The organism is Riemerella anatipestifer ATCC 11845 = DSM 15868, from assembly GCF_000252855.1.
In the GTDB taxonomy this organism is placed as follows: domain Bacteria; phylum Bacteroidota; class Bacteroidia; order Flavobacteriales; family Weeksellaceae; genus Riemerella; species Riemerella anatipestifera.
Window position 1 is genome coordinate 259,777 of the sequence record NC_017045.1, and the last position, 15,361, is coordinate 275,137.

Here is a 15,361-nt window from a genome sequence, read left to right on the forward strand (position 1 = left end):
AAATATGAAAATTACAAAAAAACTACTTTTAGGATTAGGAGTAACGGCTAGTACCTTAGCATTAGCACAGCAAGAAGGGCAAGTACTTACGGGAGCTCCTTTTCTTAGAATTTCTCCAGATGCAAGAGCAGGAGGTATGGGAGACCAAGGGGTGGCGACTTCTTCAGATGCATTTTCGCAGTTTTGGAATGCAGCAAAATACCCTTTCAGCAAGACTTCTTCGTCTGTAGGTGTAAGTTACACACCTTATATGAGTAAGTTAACTAATGATGTTTTCCTTCTTTATGCTGGGTATCATACCTTTTTAGGAGAAGAAGAACGCTCTACATTAGGAGCTAGTATCTACTACTTTAATATGGGGCAGGTAGATTTAACCAAATTAGTCGGAAGTCAAGTAACAAAAGAGGGAACTGTAACTCCAAACGAATTTGCGATTGACTTATCTTATGGTTTAAAATTGTCTGATACTTACTCTATGGCGGTTACAGGGCGTTATATTCGTTCAGATTTTGGTAGCTTTAATTCAGATAATACTCTTAAGCCAGCTAATAGTTTTGCGGTAGATGTTTCTGGTTTTTATCAATCTCCTAAACATCAGAGTTTTGGTGATTATGAAGGGCAAGCTAGAGCAGGTTTTGCAATCCAAAATTTAGGTCCTAAGTTAGACTATACAGGAGATGATACTTCTCGTTCTTACTTGCCAACTACTTTTAGAATTGGTGGAGGTTATGATGTATTTTTAGACGATGTTAATAAAGTAGGACTTAGTGTAGAGGCTTCTAAACTGTTGGTGCCAGGCTCTGAAATTCCTGCAGGTAGTACCACGCCTCAAATTCCTAATGTTGGTGTAATGGAGGGGATAGGTAAGTCTTTTAGCAATCCACAAAGTTTAATGCTAAGTGGAGCGTTAGAGTATTCTTATGACAATGCCTTTGCGGTAAGAACAGGTTATTTTAGAGAAAGTCAACTTCAGGGAGGAAGACAATTTGCTACGGTAGGTATTGGTTTTAATTATCAATCTTTCGGATTAGATATTTCTTACCTTATCAATACATCTAAAGTTAATACGGCTTTAGATAACACACTACGCTTCGGGCTTACTTGGAATATAGGAGATGATACTTCTAATGCTGACCGCTAACATAGGTTAAAAAATAGATACAATTTCTTTAGGCTAATCTTTATCATAGGTTAGCCTAAATTTTTATATAAAAATCATATTTCAGAATTAAAAATAAGATAGACTACTGCCCTAAAATCCTTATCTTTGCACTATGCCAGTGATAACACTTACATCTGATTACGGACTTGTAGACCATAGGGTTGGTGCTATTAAGGGGAGTATTTTGGCTCTAAAATCTGATGCCAGACTTATAGATCTTAGCCACGATGTAGAACCTTATAATCTTCTTCAGGCGGCGTATATCGTTAGGAATGCTTATGCTTATTTTCCTAAAGGTACGGTGCATCTTATCGCGGTAGATAGTTTTTATCATAAAGATAGAAAAGCAGTAGTTTACAAAGTAGATGGGCATTATTTTGTAGCTGCTGATAATGGTATTCTTAGTTTAATTTTTTTCAACATCAATCCAGAGGAAGTTTATGAAATTACTTTGAATAATAGATTTGATGACGAAGTTAATTTTACAGCTACTGATGTTTTAGTTCCTGCAGCGGTTCATCTCCATAATGGCGGTTTGCCAGAAGTGATAGGGCGTGTTTATAATGAACCTAAAAAAATATCTTTCCCAAAGGCGATAGAAACAGATAATCTCATTGTGGGGCAAATTATGTATGTGGATAATTTTGGTAATGCTGTGTCTAACATTAGTAAAGCATTTTTTGAAAAGAAAGCAGCGGCTTACGAGGGGTTTGTAGTAAAGTTTAGGAGCTATGCTCTATCAAAAATTTATAATCAATACACAGATGTTGTAAAAGATTGGGAAAATGAGAGACAATATCACGGGAAGCCTTTAGTCTTGTTTAATGATGCAGATTTGCTAGAAATCAGTATTTATAAAGGAACTAAAAATAACGGAGCAAAAACCCTATTAGGCGTAAGTGTGGGCGAAAAAGTGTATGTAGAGTTTAACAAAAAATAAATCATAAGTTATGGCATATTTAATCGTAAAGGCATTACACATTATATTTATGGTAAGCTATTTTGCGGGGATTTTTTATTTGGTGAGATTATTTGTGTACTATAAGGATACCGATGATTTTGACGCTCCAAAGCAAACCATTCTTAGAGAACAATATTTGTTTATGATGAGGCGATTGTGGAATATTATTACCGTTCCTGCTGGAGTATTGATGCTTATTTTTGGAGTAATTCTTATCATAATGAATCCTTATCTGATGAAGATGCCGTGGTTTCATCTAAAACTAACTTTTTTAATAGGTTTAGCGGTATATCATTATTGGTGTTGGAAGAAAATTTTAGTGGTGAAAAACCTTAGTTTTTCGGAACTTTCTACTCCTAATATTAAATTAAGACAGGCAAATGAAATTGCTACTTTTTTGCTATTTTTAGTAGTATTCACGGTAATTCTAAAAGTTTTTGTGATAGATTATTGGTGGCAGTTGATAGTGGGCTTCTTGGTTCTTGTGGTTGTAATTATGCTCACGGTGAAGCTAGTTAATAAAAATAAAAAATAATCGTTTCTATAAAGATGATAGCATTATTTAAAAAAGATTTTAAAGTCTATTTTGGCGGTTGGTCAGCGTGGCTAATTATCGCTGTGTATAGTCTTATTGGAGCTTTGTTTCTGTTTTTCTTTGATAATAGTTTTAATATTTTAGAAATAGGAACTGCCTCTTTACAAAGTTACTTTGTTTTATCGCCTTGGTTGTTAATGTTTATTATTCCAGCATTGAGTATGAAATCCTTTGCAGAGGAGCAACAAAACGGTACGCTCTATTGGCTGTTTTCTCAACCTTTAAAAACTTTTGAAATTGTAGGAGGAAAGTTTTTAGCTGTTTTTTTAGTGGGGATTTTATGCTTGTTGCCATCGTTGTTTTATATGTATACGGTCTATACTCTTGGTATGGCGGAAGGTAATTTGGATTTAGGAATGACGCTAGGAGGCTACATAGGATTATCGGTTTTAATTGCTGCGTTTTCTAGTGTGGGCGTTTTGGCATCTACCTTATCGTCTAATCAAATTATGGCGTATCTGTTAGGTGTGTTTGTTAATTTCATATTGTATTTTGGGATAGAGCAACTGGCAAGTTATAAACTATTGGGAGCAGCAGATTATTGGCTTCAAAATTTAGGCTTCTATCATCATTTTATGGCATTTACGAGAGGATTGATAGATACCAAAGATGTATTTTATTTTCTATTGATAATAATGATTAGTTTGTCTCTTTCCACATTTTTTATTGATAAAAAGAAGAAGATTTGAGTATGAAAAAATGGCTTCAAAATAATATCACCATTATAGTCGTAGGAGTAGTAGTTCTATTGGGCGTTTTGGGTATATTTCAAACGAGGTTTGACCTAACAGAAGAAAAACGCTATACACTTAACGAGGCTACCATAAAGACTTTAGAATCGGTTAAGAAACCTTTGGTGATAGATGTTTATTTGGACGGAGATTTCCCTGCAGCGTTTAAACAACTCCAAAGCGAAACCAAATTTATGCTAGAAGAGTTTAGGAAAATCAATCCTAAAATTGACTATAAATTCATAGATCCTATTAAGACTAAAATGTCAAAAGATACGCTAGTGGCTATGGGAATGCAACCGTCTATTCTTCCAGATATGAAAGATGGTAAGGTATCAGAAATTGTGTTATTTCCTTATGCAGTAATGCGTTATGCAGATTATGGGACTTCTGTTCCGTTGATTATAGACCAAGTAGGATTAGATGCGAGTACTCAGCTTAATAAATCCATAGAAAATTTAGAATATAATCTTATTTCTAACATAAAAGCTCTGACCACCGAACATAGAAAAAACATTGGTATCATCGTTAATCATAGCGAACTAAAGCCTGATGCGTTCCAAGGATTTGTGGATATGGCATTAGAAAACTATAATATAGGAGCTATTATTCCTGAAAAGGAGACAGGACTTTCTGCTGCCGATATGCCTAAGCTTAAAAAGATGGATGCTCTTGTGGTTGCCAAACCTAGAAAACCTTTCTCCGACGAAGAAAAAGTACTGTTAGACCAATACATTATGAATGGTGGAAAGATGCTATGGATGCTAGATGCAGTAAATGCTGAAATGGATACGCTTTTCCAAGCAAAGAAGATTATGGCATATCCTGTAGACCTCAATCTTACCGATTTTTTCTTTAATTATGGAGTAAGAATCACGCCAGCTTTGGTGAAAGACTTTAAGAAGACGGCATTTATCAGGTTAGGAGCAGGAGAAATTGCAGGAAACCCTCAATATAAAAACTTCCTTTGGCCTTATTTTCCGTTAGGTATATCAGAAACACCTCATGTCATTACTAAAAATATCAACCCTGTAAAGTTTGAATTTCCTACTGCGATAGATACGCTCTCTAGGGAAGGTATCAAAAAACAGGTTTTGTTTGAGTCTAGCGAAAGAACTTCTAGCAAGGCAGTGCCTAACTATGTAGACTTTTCCGAAATTGTGAATGCAGACTCTCTGGGAGCAATGGAACGCCCAAGCACTCCAAAGATTTTTGCAGTAAGTTTAGAAGGTAAATTTAGGTCGGCTTATGCTAACAGAAGTGAGCGAAGTAGTTTTCCTAATTTTAAAAGTCAAAGTCCTGAAAATAAAATGCTCATAATCGCAGATGGGGATGTAGGTAGGAATCAAATTCTTAAAGGGGAGCCCTTGCCTCTAGGTGTAGATTTGCTGACCAACCAAAAATACGGTAACGAACAATTTTTGAGAAATGCTCTAGATTGGCTTTTGGACGATTCTAACCTTATGAGCCTCAGAAACCGAAACATAGAAGCCCGACTTTTAGATGCTAGAAGAATAGAACAAGAGAGAACAGAATGGCAGTGGTTTAATTTATTATCTCCTTTAGTTCTGATAGCTGCGTTGAGTGCTTTGTTTTATTGGTGGAGGAAACAGAAGTATGTAAAATAAATCTGTAATTATTATAGGCTTAATAGATTGACATATTGCTCTAAAATCACATCTTTGGAAAATAAAGAATAAATGTGGTTTCTTATATTTTCTTTAGGATAATTTCCTTGAGGTAATATGGTTTTTATTTTTTCTGAAAACTCTTTGTGATTTTCTATGTTTGCAACTTCTCCGTTTACGCCGTGTTTTATAATCTCGTTAATTCCTCCAGGGCAGTTATTGGCAAGAGCATAAGTGCCACAAGCCCCAGCCTCTAGCAATACATTAGGGAAACCCTCGTATCTTGAAGAGAGAATAAATAAGTCTGCATATTTTAGAAATTGATAAGGGTTCTTTTGTTTTCCGTGGAATATCACATTGGACAGTCCTAAATCTTCTTTCATTTGGTGGAGAAGCTCCTTATCCTTACCATCGCCTAAAATATGGAGTTTTATGGCTTTATCTTTAAGAAAAGAAAATACCTTTAGTAAATTATCAAAGCCTTTTCTTTCAGATAGATTACCTATGGCAACCACATTTTTCATTTCATTTGAGAAAAGGTTAGGTTTTTCTGAAATAGAAAGTTGCTGGTCTATAAACTCAAAATCAACAGGATTGTTGATTTTGGTAATTTTGTTAGGTTTTATATTGAAGTTTTTAATTAAATCTTCCGCCATATCATCACTTTGAGCAATAATAGTATGGAAGTTATTATAAAATTTGTAGAAAAATTTAATTTCCTTTCTTATAACATGTTTAGAAACTACATTGGTCTCCCTAGCGATAAATTTCACTTTAGGGAAAAGCCGTGTAAATATTGATAAATAAGCATTTACCTCGCCGAATCCAGAGAATACAATATCTGGCTTTCTCCTCCATATTTCCTTTAAAATAGGTTTTAGAGAATGGCGTATTCTAGGTGTTTTTAAATCTATAATCTCTATATCCTTTTTTAGAAAATCTAAATAACCGCCTTCTTTTCTAAGAAGCATTATTTTAGGAGTGAATTTTTCTCTCGGTAGATGATTAGCGATGGTGGTTACAATTCGTTCTGCACCACCCATTTCCATATCGGGAAGAATAAAAATAATCTCCTTTTTTCTCATAAAATTAGTTGGCTACATCGCTAATAAACTTAATTCTAAGCAGGCGAACTTCGTCATCGCTCAACTCTTCGCCAAACTCTGCTAAAAGGACTTTCATACTATCACTTTCAGACTCTTTCATAAACTCCATAAAGTCATCTACCATTTCCTCGTCAAAATTCTCCTCTATATAATAATCTATATTGAGTTTTGTGCCTTGGTAAACGATACTTTCCATTTCGGAAATGAGTTCGTCCATCGAAAGGTTTTTAGCATTAGCAATATCTTCTAAATCTATCTTTTTATCTGTATTCTGAATGATGAACACTTTGTGGCTAGATTTGTTTGCTACTTTTTTTAGCACCATATCATCAGGGCGTTCTATGTTGTTATCTTCAACATATTTTTTGATGAACTCGGCAAATTCTTTCCCAAACTTTTTAGCTTTACCCTCACCTACACCATAAACCTTTGCAATTTCTTCTATAGTGATAGGGTATTGCACCGTCATATCCTCTAAACTAGGGTCCATAAACACGGTGTAAGGAGGAATGCCTTGTTTTTGAGCGATTTTCTTTCTTAAATCCTTAAGCTGATTAAATAGAACTTTATCAAGTCCACCACCACCTTGGAGTTGTACTTGGTCTGAATCTGCTTTAGTTTGGGCTAAATCGTACTCTCTATCTTCAGCGATTAAGAAAGGTTCTTTGTCTTTTCCTGAAACAATTTTTTGTCCTTTATCACTTATCCTAAGTATCCCATAAGTTTCTATATCTTTGATGATATAACCTCTTACCGTAGCTTGTCTAATGATAGATTTCCAATAGTTATCCGAAGTCTCTTTACCTATACCAAAGAACTCAGATTTTTCTAACTTATAAGATTTGGTAGTTGGCGTTTCTTTGCCTACAAGGACTGCGATTAAGTCTTTAGTTTTGAATTTTTCTTCTAAACTTTTAATGAGGTTTAAAACCGTTTTAAAATCGCTTGTAACATCTTTTAGCTTAGGCGGATTTACAGAGTTGTCGTCCATTTTGGCACCAGCACCGTTAATTGGGTCAAACTCTTCACCAAAATAGTAGAGTATGTATTGTCTTCTACTCATAGAAGTTTCGGCATATCCTACTACTTCATTTAGTAACTGTAAACCAACTTCTTTCTCCGAAACCGATTTTTGAGCTAAAAATTTTTCTAATTTCTCAATATCTTTAGGGTCGTAGAATGCTAAACAATGTCCTTCGCCGCCGTCTCTACCAGCTCTACCTGTTTCTTGGTAATAACTTTCTAAAGATTTAGGGAAATCATAATGTATCACAAAACGAACATCAGGCTTATCTATACCCATACCAAAAGCGATGGTAGCTACAATCACATCGCACTCTTCCATTAAGAATTTATCTTGATTAGCCACTCTTGTTTTTTGGTCTAACCCTGCGTGATAGGGTAGAGCATTGATGCCATTAACTTGTAAAGTCTGTGCAAATTCTTCTACCTTTTTACGGCTAAGACAGTAAACTATCCCTGACTTCCCTTTATTTTTATTGATGAATTTTACAATTTCCTTTTCTACATCTACTTTTGGGCGTACTTCGTAAAATAGATTTGGTCGGTTAAAGCTTTCTTTAAAAACTACCGCATCAGACATACCCAATGTTTTCTGAATATCGTCTTGTACTTTAGGAGTAGCTGTTGCTGTGAGAGCAATAACAGGAACATTAGCTATTTTATCTATAATACCTTTTAAATTTCGATATTCTGGTCGGAAGTCGTGTCCCCATTCGGAGATACAATGTGCCTCATCTATGGCTACGAAAGAAATATTGGCTTGTTTTAAAAAATCTAAATAATCTTCTTTTATCAATGACTCAGGAGCTACATACAAGAGTTTGGTTCTTCCGCTATTGATATCATTGAAAACTTGCTTTATCTGTGTTTTATTAAGAGAAGAATTAAGTACATGTGCTACGCCTTCCTCAGAAGAAAGCCCATTAACTGCATCTACTTGGTTTTTCATCAGGGCAATAAGTGGAGATACCACAATAGCTGTACCTTCTGAAATAAGTGCAGGAAGCTGATAGCAAAGAGATTTACCCCCGCCAGTAGGCATAAGTACAAATACGTCTTTGCCTCCAAGAAGTGTACTGATAATTGCCTCTTGCTGTCCTTTAAAGGTAGAAAATCCAAAATATTTTTTGAGCTCTTCTGCTAAATTGTATGTTTTTTTAGTCATTTTTAGTTTAGTTTACTAAATTTGCAACTTACCAAAGGTAAGAAAAACTTTTGGTTTTAAATTAAATTAGTTAAATAAAACTTTGTTTTCTAATTTAAGTTAGGTTCTGAGGTACGAAAATAAATAAAAAATAATAAATAATGAAATCTACCGCTCTTATAGATATTGCTAAAAAGGCTATTGATACAGAAATAGCAGAATTGGAAAGGCTAAGAGATAATCTGAATAATAGTTTTTTAGATGCGGTAGAACTCATCAATAAATCAAGCGGTAAGTTAATTGTGGTAGGGATAGGTAAGTCTGCTCATGTAGGGAATAAGATTGTGGCAACGCTTAATTCTACAGGGACGCCTGCACAGTTTCTGCACGCAGCAGAGGCTATCCATGGAGATTTAGGAGTGGTTCAAAAAAATGATGTTGTACTATGTATTTCTAATTCTGGTAATTCGCCAGAGATAGTTAATCTAGCTCCTTATCTTAAGCAATATTCGTCTGGGCTTATAGGTATGACAGGAAATTTAAAATCCAAACTAGCAGAACATTCGGATATTGTGCTTAACACTTTTGTAGAGAAAGAAGCGTGTCCTAATAAATTGGCTCCAACAAGCTCTACTACGGTGCAAATGGCATTGGGAGATGCTTTGGCTGTGTGTCTTATGGAAATCAATCATTTTAAAGATACCGATTTTGCGAAGTTTCACCCTGGTGGAAGTTTAGGTAAGAATCTTACGGCTAAGGTAGGTCAGTTTTTATCTTCACAAAAGCCTCAAGTTTCAGAGGAGGCGTCCATTAAGGAAGTGATAATTTCCATTAGTGCTTCTACGCACGGAGTTACAGTAGTTACGGAAGGAGATGCCATAAAAGGTATTATTACTGATGGAGATTTAAGGAGAATGCTCATGAGTAATGACGATATTAAAGAGATTAAAGCTAAAGATATAATGAGTTTAACTCCCAAAACTATAGATAAAGAAGCATTAGCAAAAGAAGCTATGAAAATACTTAAACAGTATAACATAGGTCAGCTGATTGTAACGGATAAAGGTAACTATTTTGGGATTATAGATTTGCATACTTTGTTAGACGAAGGAATCTTGTAACTTTGTAAAAAATAAAACTAGTGAGTGAAGAAAAAGAAATGTCCTTTTTAGGACATATAGGAGAGCTTAGAGGGCATTTGGTGCGTTCTATAATAGCTATTGTAGTAGGTGGACTTTTAATTGGCTTTAATATCAATTGGATTATGGATCATATTATCTTCGGTCCTACTCGTCCAGATTTTCTCACTTTTAGAGTGGTTAATTATTTTTCTAGAATGTTTGTGGGCGAAGATGTTATTGTGATGCCGCATTCGTTTCCGATACAAGTAAGGCGACTGTTTGAACAGTTTAATATGATGATGGCTGTTTCTGTAGTTGGAGGGCTTATCATCGCATTTCCCTATGTTATTTGGGAGCTTTGGAAATTTATCAGTCCAGCACTTAAAGAATCTGAAAGAAAAAACTCTATTTTCATCATCAATGGAACTTGGGTGTTATTTGTGATGGGAGCATTATCAGGATACTTTTTGGTAATGCCTTTTGTTATCAATTTTGGTTATTTCTTTAGTATTTCGGATTTTGTAAGGGTGGATATAGATTTATCAAGCTATGTTACTATTTTACTTCAAGTTGTTTTAGGTATGGCTGCGATATTTTTATTTCCGATGATTGTTTATATACTTACTTCTATAGGCATACTTACTCCTATGTTTTTAAGAACTTATAGAAGACACGCTATTGTAGTGATTATGGTGGTGGCGGCTTTTATTACACCTGCAGATATTATCAGTATGTTGGCGGCAGCATTTCCACTAGTAGTTCTCTATGAAATATGCATCTTGATGTCAGCATTGGTTTACCGAAGAATTAAAAAGGAAGAAGCACTTAATTTACCGTTACCGAAGTAAGTAATGAATTTTATAAAGTAATACCAGGTAATATAAAGACAAGGATAAAAGCAAACTCTCCTTGTCTTTTTCTTTTATAAATAGATGAAAAACATTATTTTCGCACCAAAGTTTAAAAAATATGATGAAGCACTGGAGTTTTAAAAAATGGAACACCATTTTAGGCTGGATAGTTTTTGGGATAGCCTTAATAACTTATTTATCCACTATAGAACCTAATTTTAGCTTTTGGGATTGTGGCGAGTATATTTCCTCTGCCGTGAAATTAGAGGTTACACACGCTCCAGGGGCGGCATTGTTCCAATTGGTGGGAGCAGTGTTTGCGATGCTAGCCTTTGGTAATGGAGCTTATTACTCTTTGGTTATCAATGCAATGTCTGCCTTGTTTAGTGCCTTTACCATTTTATTTTTATTTTGGACAATCACTCATTTGGTTAGACGACTGTTGCGTAAAGATTTTGAGGAAGTTACTGAAAATGAAAAATGGGTTATTCTATTTTCAGGTTTGATAGGAGCTTTGTGTTTTACTTTTTCGGATACTTTTTGGTTTTCCGCTGTGGAAGGCGAGGTTTACTCTATGGCATCATTATTTATAGCGTTAATCGCTTGGCTTATAACCAAATGGGAGAACGAATATCAATCCTCTGATAACGAGAGATGGATTATCCTTATCTTTTTCCTAATAGGGCTTTCCGTGGGAGTTCATATGATGGTAATGTTGGTAGTGCCATTTATCTGTTTGGTTTATTACTCTAGAAATTATGATTTCTCTTGGAAATCTTTTGCGATAGCCAATGTAATTACATTATTTGTTCTCGCTCTTGTATTTAAAGGTATTTTTCCTTTTGTGATGAGGATGTTTGGTAATTCGGAGATATTCTTCGTTAATGGTTTAGGATTGCCTTTCCATTCAGGGACTATCTTTGCGTTTTTAGTACTCATTGCTTTAGGATATTTTGCTATTAACTACGCTCGTTCCAAAGGAAATAGATTGGTACAAATGGCGGTACTATCTATGGTTTATATGATTATTGGTTTTTCTTGTTGGTTGATGATACCTATTCGTGCCAATGCTAATCCACCAATGAACCTTAATAATCCTGATAACGCCATTGGTATGCTTGATTATTATAATCGCGAACAATATGGAGATTGGCCTACTTTGTATGGACAAAATTATACTGCCCACTTGGACTGGAACGGAATGGAAAAGAATGAAGATGGAAGTCTAAAAACGATAAAAACAGGCGAAACTTACGAAAAAGACGAAACCACAGGACGCTATATTAAAGTAGGCGATAAGACTAATTATGTTTATAACAAGGCACATGTAGGCTTTATGCCGAGAATGTTTGTGCAAGATAAGAATGTAATGTCTAATTACATTTCTATGTATGGTGCTCCGGATTTTGAGTTTAACTATGCTGATGAAGATATAGCAAATAATCCTGAAGCTCATAAGTATTTTGATGAACTAAGAAAAAAATATGATAACGGTACTATTACTGTTGATGATTATCTACAAGCAAAACAGTACCACTTAATCAATCTTAAAAAGCCTACATTTGGACAGAGTTTAGATTATTTTATTACATTCCAAAATGGACATTATTTTGTGAGATATTTAATGTGGAATTTTGTTGGTCGTCAAAATGATTTGGAAGGTCATATGGAAAACACCAACGGAAATTGGATATCAGGGATTCCTGTGATAGATAATTATCTGTACGGCAACCAATCAGACATGCCTGAAAAGTATAAAAATGAAAGTACAGTTTATTTCTTTTTCCTTCCGCTTATTTTAGGTTTATTGGGAGCGTTCTTCCAGTATACTAAAGATTTTGGAAGGTTCTATGCCTTATTATCTCTGTTCATTCTTACAAGTGTTGGCATTATTTTCTACACAGGTGTAAAACCTTTTGAACCGAGAGAAAGAGATTATGCTATGGTAGGAGCATTCTACGCCTTTACGATTTGGATAGGCTTAGGAGCAGCGTTTATCTTACAATTATTGAATCAAAAAGTTAAAAAATCTAGTGCAATTTTAGGTGCTGGAGTTTTACTTTTAGGAGTTCCGTTAATGATGGGCTTCCAAAATTACAATCCACATGACAGAAGTGGAAGATATGCCGCTTATGATTATGCTTATTCTACACTAAAATCACTTCCTAAAGACGGTATTCTCTTCGTATATGGTGATAATGATACTTATCCACTTTGGGCAATACAAGAGACGGAACAGTTTAGAGATGATGTGAAGGTGGTAAACTTTACTCTTTTAGCCACACCTTGGAATATAGATCAAGTGAAAAGACGTACTTACAATGCAATGCCTGTAGCATCGGCACTTAGACATGAGGAATATAGAGAAGGTATAAATGAGCAAATCTATACTCTAAGTACTGAAGATTGGAAAAATATATTTGCCAATTTAAAAGAAAGCGGTGCTCCTGATAATGTATTAAAAGGCTTTGAAAAGTATATGACACAAGATAGTATGACTTTAAAAGAGGCTGTAGCATTCTTAAAGAATAAGTCTCCTGAGAAGGATATGGTACTAAAAATGATTTATGGTGAAGAAAAGTACGAACAGTACAATGTTTTACCAGTGTCTAAATTCATACTTCCTGTTAATAAGCAAAATGCGGTTAAGGCTGGTATTATTAAACCTCAAGATGTAGCTTTAGCGGAGGATTATATTATGATAGACTATAGAAAATCTACACTATTCAAAAATGATTTGATGATGCTAGACATCTTAGCTAATTTTGATTGGAAAAGGTCTATCAACTTCTCTGTTGGAGGTATTTATGATGCTAGTAATATTTTCTTTTTGAAAGATTATTTACAATATGATGGTTTCAGCTACCGTCTTGTACCTATAAAAACTCCTGAAAAAGAAGATGGAGAGTTAGGTAGAGTAGATGCTGATGACCTTTATAGAATAGTTAAAAACTTTAGATGGGGTAATTTTAAAGATGTTAATGTTCATTTTGATGAAACTTGTACTTCTAATATCATCAGTTATAGAAGTTCTGCAAGTAGAGCTGCGGAGGCTCTAATGGCGAAGGGAGAAAATAAAAAAGCTCAAGAGGTATTAGACTTGGTAAATAAGGAAATTCCTGTATCTAAATATAATGACCCTCGTTCGCTTAATTCTATTGTTTATGGTTATATTGTGTCTGGGCAGGAGAAGAAAGGTTTAGAATTAGCAGAAGAGCTTAAAAAGTCTATTTTCAAAGAGTATGATTACTATTTAACTTTAACGCCAGAAAATCAAAGGTATGTTAAGAGAGAAATGAGCATTCAGCCATTGTTATACTCTATGGTAGTAGCTTCTGTGTCTGATGCTTATAAGAAGATAGGACAGGAGCAGAAAGGTTATAACTATTTAGTAAATTCTATAAAACCTATTGATAGCAGATTTAATTCGTTTATAAATCAGCTAAAAGCTATGGGGAAAGAAAAGGCATACCAAGAATCCGAAAATGTACAAAAGATAACACCTTTCTATCAGTATCTTTTTGAGGTAATGAAACCTTATGATAGTAATTATACTTCGGAAAAGATGAACCAAATTACCGATGCTGTTATAAAAGTGACAGAATAGAGGCGGTAAAATTAATATCAATATAAAACCGACTTAAATATATTTTTGAGTCGGTTTTTTGATGAAGTTTCTAAAAGTTCTTAATGTTTGTAGTGAGAGAATGTTATCTATCTATGGACCCCATTACTTTTTGTGCAAAGCTATTGAGGGCGTCTTTTTCAGACATACCTTCTTGTACATTATGATGTACTTCCATAGCTCCACAGATATTAGTTATCATTTCGCCGATTAAGTTCATTTCTTCTTCGGATACGCCTCTAAATTCGGTATAAGATTCTAAAACCTCTAGCGTTGCTGCTAAATTTTCAGCTGTATTATTTTGATAGAATTGTCTTATAATTGGTAATTTCATAGCTTATTTAATTTCGTTGAACAAATTATTAAGGCTTTCTGCTTGGTTGGTTTGCACTTGGTTTACCAATGCTCCATTTTTAAAAGCAGCAAAAGTAGGTAGGTTATCCACTTTAGCAAGCTTACGGCTCTCAGGCAGTTTTTCAGCATCTACATAGTAAAATAGTATATCTTCGTTTTCCGAAGCTAATTTTTTAAATTTAGGTTTCATTATACGGCAATTACCACACCATGAAGCACCGTATTGCACCATTACTTTTTCATTCTCGTTTACTATTTGTTGAAGTTGGTCTTCTGTTAATTCTTGATACATTGTATTATATTTTTAAGTTAAAAGTATTAAAAAAGAGGTCTGAGAAAAATCAAACCTCTTTTTATTAAATTACTATTTTTAGTGTTTTGCTAAATATTCTGCGGTTGATTTTCTATCAGCATGCATAGCCTCTTTACCTTCTTCCCAGTTAGCAGGGTAAACTTCACCGTGCTTCTGTACGTGAGTATAGGCATCTATAAGTCTTAAAAACTCTTTTACATTTCTACCTAGAGGAATGTCGTTTACTGCTTCGTGGAAAATTTTTCCTGTTTCATCTATCAAATAAGTAGCTCTGTAAGTTACATTTGAACCTGAAAGAATTTCATTTCCTTCTTCATCATAATCAAAATCTTGCTCTACAATTCCTAAAGCATTAGCTAGTTGTCTGTGAGTATCTGCTAAGATTGGGTAAGTAACGCCCTCAATACCACCATTATCTTTAGGTGTGTTTAACCAAGCAAAGTGTACTTCGTTAGTATCACAAGAAGCACCAATTACTTTAGTATTTCTCTTTTCAAACTCACCTAGAGCTTCTTGAAAAGCGTGTAATTCTGTTGGACAAACAAAAGTAAAATCTTTTGGATACCAAAATAATAATACTTTTTGTTGATTTTTTGTTGCTTCTTCTAGAATGTTAATTCTTAGATTATCTCCCATTTCAGACATTGCATCTACTGTAATGTTTGGGAAAGGTCTTCCTACTAATGACATATTTTTATATTTTTTGAGTTATTTAAATTTTTCTTTTACAAATTTTACAGATATAAA

At 34.4% G+C, this 15,361-nt stretch carries 13 protein-coding genes; 8 read left to right on the top strand and 5 right to left on the bottom strand.

Annotated elements, in window-relative coordinates; all coding sequences use genetic code 11:
- Positions 1-4 precede the first annotated feature (4 nt).
- From porV to gldG, 5 genes are all read left to right on the top strand, one after another.
- Positions 5-1,141, top strand: a complete 1,137-nt coding sequence (gene porV / locus RA0C_RS01420) for a type IX secretion system outer membrane channel protein PorV (RefSeq protein ID WP_013446682.1) — start codon at positions 5-7, stop codon at positions 1,139-1,141.
- 133 nt (positions 1,142-1,274) lie between these two features.
- Positions 1,275-2,102, top strand: a complete 828-nt coding sequence (locus tag RA0C_RS01425) for an SAM hydrolase/SAM-dependent halogenase family protein (protein ID WP_013446683.1) — start codon at positions 1,275-1,277, stop codon at positions 2,100-2,102.
- Between the two features lie 10 nt (positions 2,103-2,112).
- Positions 2,113-2,658 (top strand): CopD family protein, encoded by a 546-nt coding sequence (locus RA0C_RS01430; protein WP_013446684.1) that lies wholly within the window; start codon positions 2,113-2,115, stop codon positions 2,656-2,658.
- Between the two features lie 14 nt (positions 2,659-2,672).
- On the top strand, positions 2,673-3,407 hold the full coding sequence (locus tag RA0C_RS01435) for an ABC transporter permease subunit (RefSeq protein WP_013446685.1): 735 nt from the start codon (positions 2,673-2,675) through the stop codon (positions 3,405-3,407).
- 2 nt (positions 3,408-3,409) lie between these two features.
- Positions 3,410-5,077, top strand: coding sequence for a gliding motility-associated ABC transporter substrate-binding protein GldG (gene gldG, locus RA0C_RS01440; protein WP_013446686.1), 1,668 nt, complete (start codon positions 3,410-3,412; stop codon positions 5,075-5,077).
- A gap of 11 nt (positions 5,078-5,088) precedes the next feature.
- On the opposite strand, the gene RA0C_RS01445 is transcribed toward gldG, so the two are convergent.
- Both RA0C_RS01445 and recQ read right to left on the bottom strand, forming a co-directional pair.
- Positions 5,089-6,162 carry a glycosyltransferase gene (locus RA0C_RS01445; protein ID WP_013446687.1) on the bottom strand — a complete coding sequence of 358 codons (1,074 nt, stop codon included), beginning with the start codon at positions 6,160-6,162 and terminating at the stop codon, positions 5,089-5,091.
- A gap of 4 nt (positions 6,163-6,166) precedes the next feature.
- Positions 6,167-8,371 (bottom strand): DNA helicase RecQ, encoded by a 2,205-nt coding sequence (gene recQ, locus RA0C_RS01450; protein ID WP_013446688.1) that lies wholly within the window; start codon positions 8,369-8,371, stop codon positions 6,167-6,169.
- 140 nt (positions 8,372-8,511) lie between these two features.
- Here recQ and RA0C_RS01455 point away from each other — a divergent pair, with 140 nt between their 5' ends.
- From RA0C_RS01455 to RA0C_RS01465, 3 genes are all read left to right on the top strand, one after another.
- Positions 8,512-9,471 (top strand): KpsF/GutQ family sugar-phosphate isomerase, encoded by a 960-nt coding sequence (locus tag RA0C_RS01455; RefSeq protein ID WP_013446689.1) that lies wholly within the window; start codon positions 8,512-8,514, stop codon positions 9,469-9,471.
- Positions 9,472-9,491: 20 nt separating this feature from the next.
- Positions 9,492-10,319: a twin-arginine translocase subunit TatC gene (tatC, locus tag RA0C_RS01460; RefSeq protein WP_013446690.1), complete on the top strand. Its 828-nt coding sequence runs from the start codon at positions 9,492-9,494 to the stop codon at positions 10,317-10,319.
- Between the two features lie 124 nt (positions 10,320-10,443).
- Positions 10,444-13,929, top strand: a complete 3,486-nt coding sequence (locus RA0C_RS01465; protein ID WP_013446691.1) for a protein O-mannosyl-transferase family — start codon at positions 10,444-10,446, stop codon at positions 13,927-13,929.
- Positions 13,930-14,032: 103 nt separating this feature from the next.
- Here RA0C_RS01465 and RA0C_RS01470 read toward each other — a convergent pair whose 3' ends face one another.
- The 3 genes from RA0C_RS01470 to RA0C_RS01480 all read right to left on the bottom strand — a co-directional run bounded on the left by RA0C_RS01470 (position 14,033) and on the right by RA0C_RS01480 (position 15,304).
- A complete protein-coding gene (locus RA0C_RS01470; protein ID WP_004919145.1) occupies positions 14,033-14,281 on the bottom strand; it encodes a DUF6952 family protein in 249 nt (82 codons plus the stop codon).
- Positions 14,282-14,284: 3 nt separating this feature from the next.
- Positions 14,285-14,593 carry a thioredoxin family protein gene (locus RA0C_RS01475; protein ID WP_004919143.1) on the bottom strand — a complete coding sequence of 103 codons (309 nt, stop codon included), beginning with the start codon at positions 14,591-14,593 and terminating at the stop codon, positions 14,285-14,287.
- A 78-nt stretch (positions 14,594-14,671) separates the two neighbouring features.
- Complete coding sequence (locus RA0C_RS01480) at positions 14,672-15,304, bottom strand: peroxiredoxin (RefSeq protein WP_004919141.1); 633 nt, start codon at positions 15,302-15,304, stop codon at positions 14,672-14,674.
- Positions 15,305-15,361: the final 57 nt, after the last annotated feature.

Coding starts and splice junctions, on each gene's coding strand:
- RA0C_RS01480 (WP_004919141.1), bottom strand. CDS start 15,304: ATGTCATTAGTAGGAAGACCTTTCCCAAACATTACAGTAGATGCAATG.
- RA0C_RS01425 (WP_013446683.1), top strand. CDS start 1,275: ATGCCAGTGATAACACTTACATCTGATTACGGACTTGTAGACCATAGG.
- porV (WP_013446682.1), top strand. CDS start 5: ATGAAAATTACAAAAAAACTACTTTTAGGATTAGGAGTAACGGCTAGT.
- gldG (WP_013446686.1), top strand. CDS start 3,410: ATGAAAAAATGGCTTCAAAATAATATCACCATTATAGTCGTAGGAGTA.
- RA0C_RS01465 (WP_013446691.1), top strand. CDS start 10,444: ATGAAGCACTGGAGTTTTAAAAAATGGAACACCATTTTAGGCTGGATA.
- RA0C_RS01445 (WP_013446687.1), bottom strand. CDS start 6,162: ATGAGAAAAAAGGAGATTATTTTTATTCTTCCCGATATGGAAATGGGT.
- RA0C_RS01455 (WP_013446689.1), top strand. CDS start 8,512: ATGAAATCTACCGCTCTTATAGATATTGCTAAAAAGGCTATTGATACA.
- RA0C_RS01430 (WP_013446684.1), top strand. CDS start 2,113: ATGGCATATTTAATCGTAAAGGCATTACACATTATATTTATGGTAAGC.
- recQ (WP_013446688.1), bottom strand. CDS start 8,371: ATGACTAAAAAAACATACAATTTAGCAGAAGAGCTCAAAAAATATTTT.
- RA0C_RS01435 (WP_013446685.1), top strand. CDS start 2,673: ATGATAGCATTATTTAAAAAAGATTTTAAAGTCTATTTTGGCGGTTGG.
- RA0C_RS01475 (WP_004919143.1), bottom strand. CDS start 14,593: ATGTATCAAGAATTAACAGAAGACCAACTTCAACAAATAGTAAACGAG.
- RA0C_RS01470 (WP_004919145.1), bottom strand. CDS start 14,281: ATGAAATTACCAATTATAAGACAATTCTATCAAAATAATACAGCTGAA.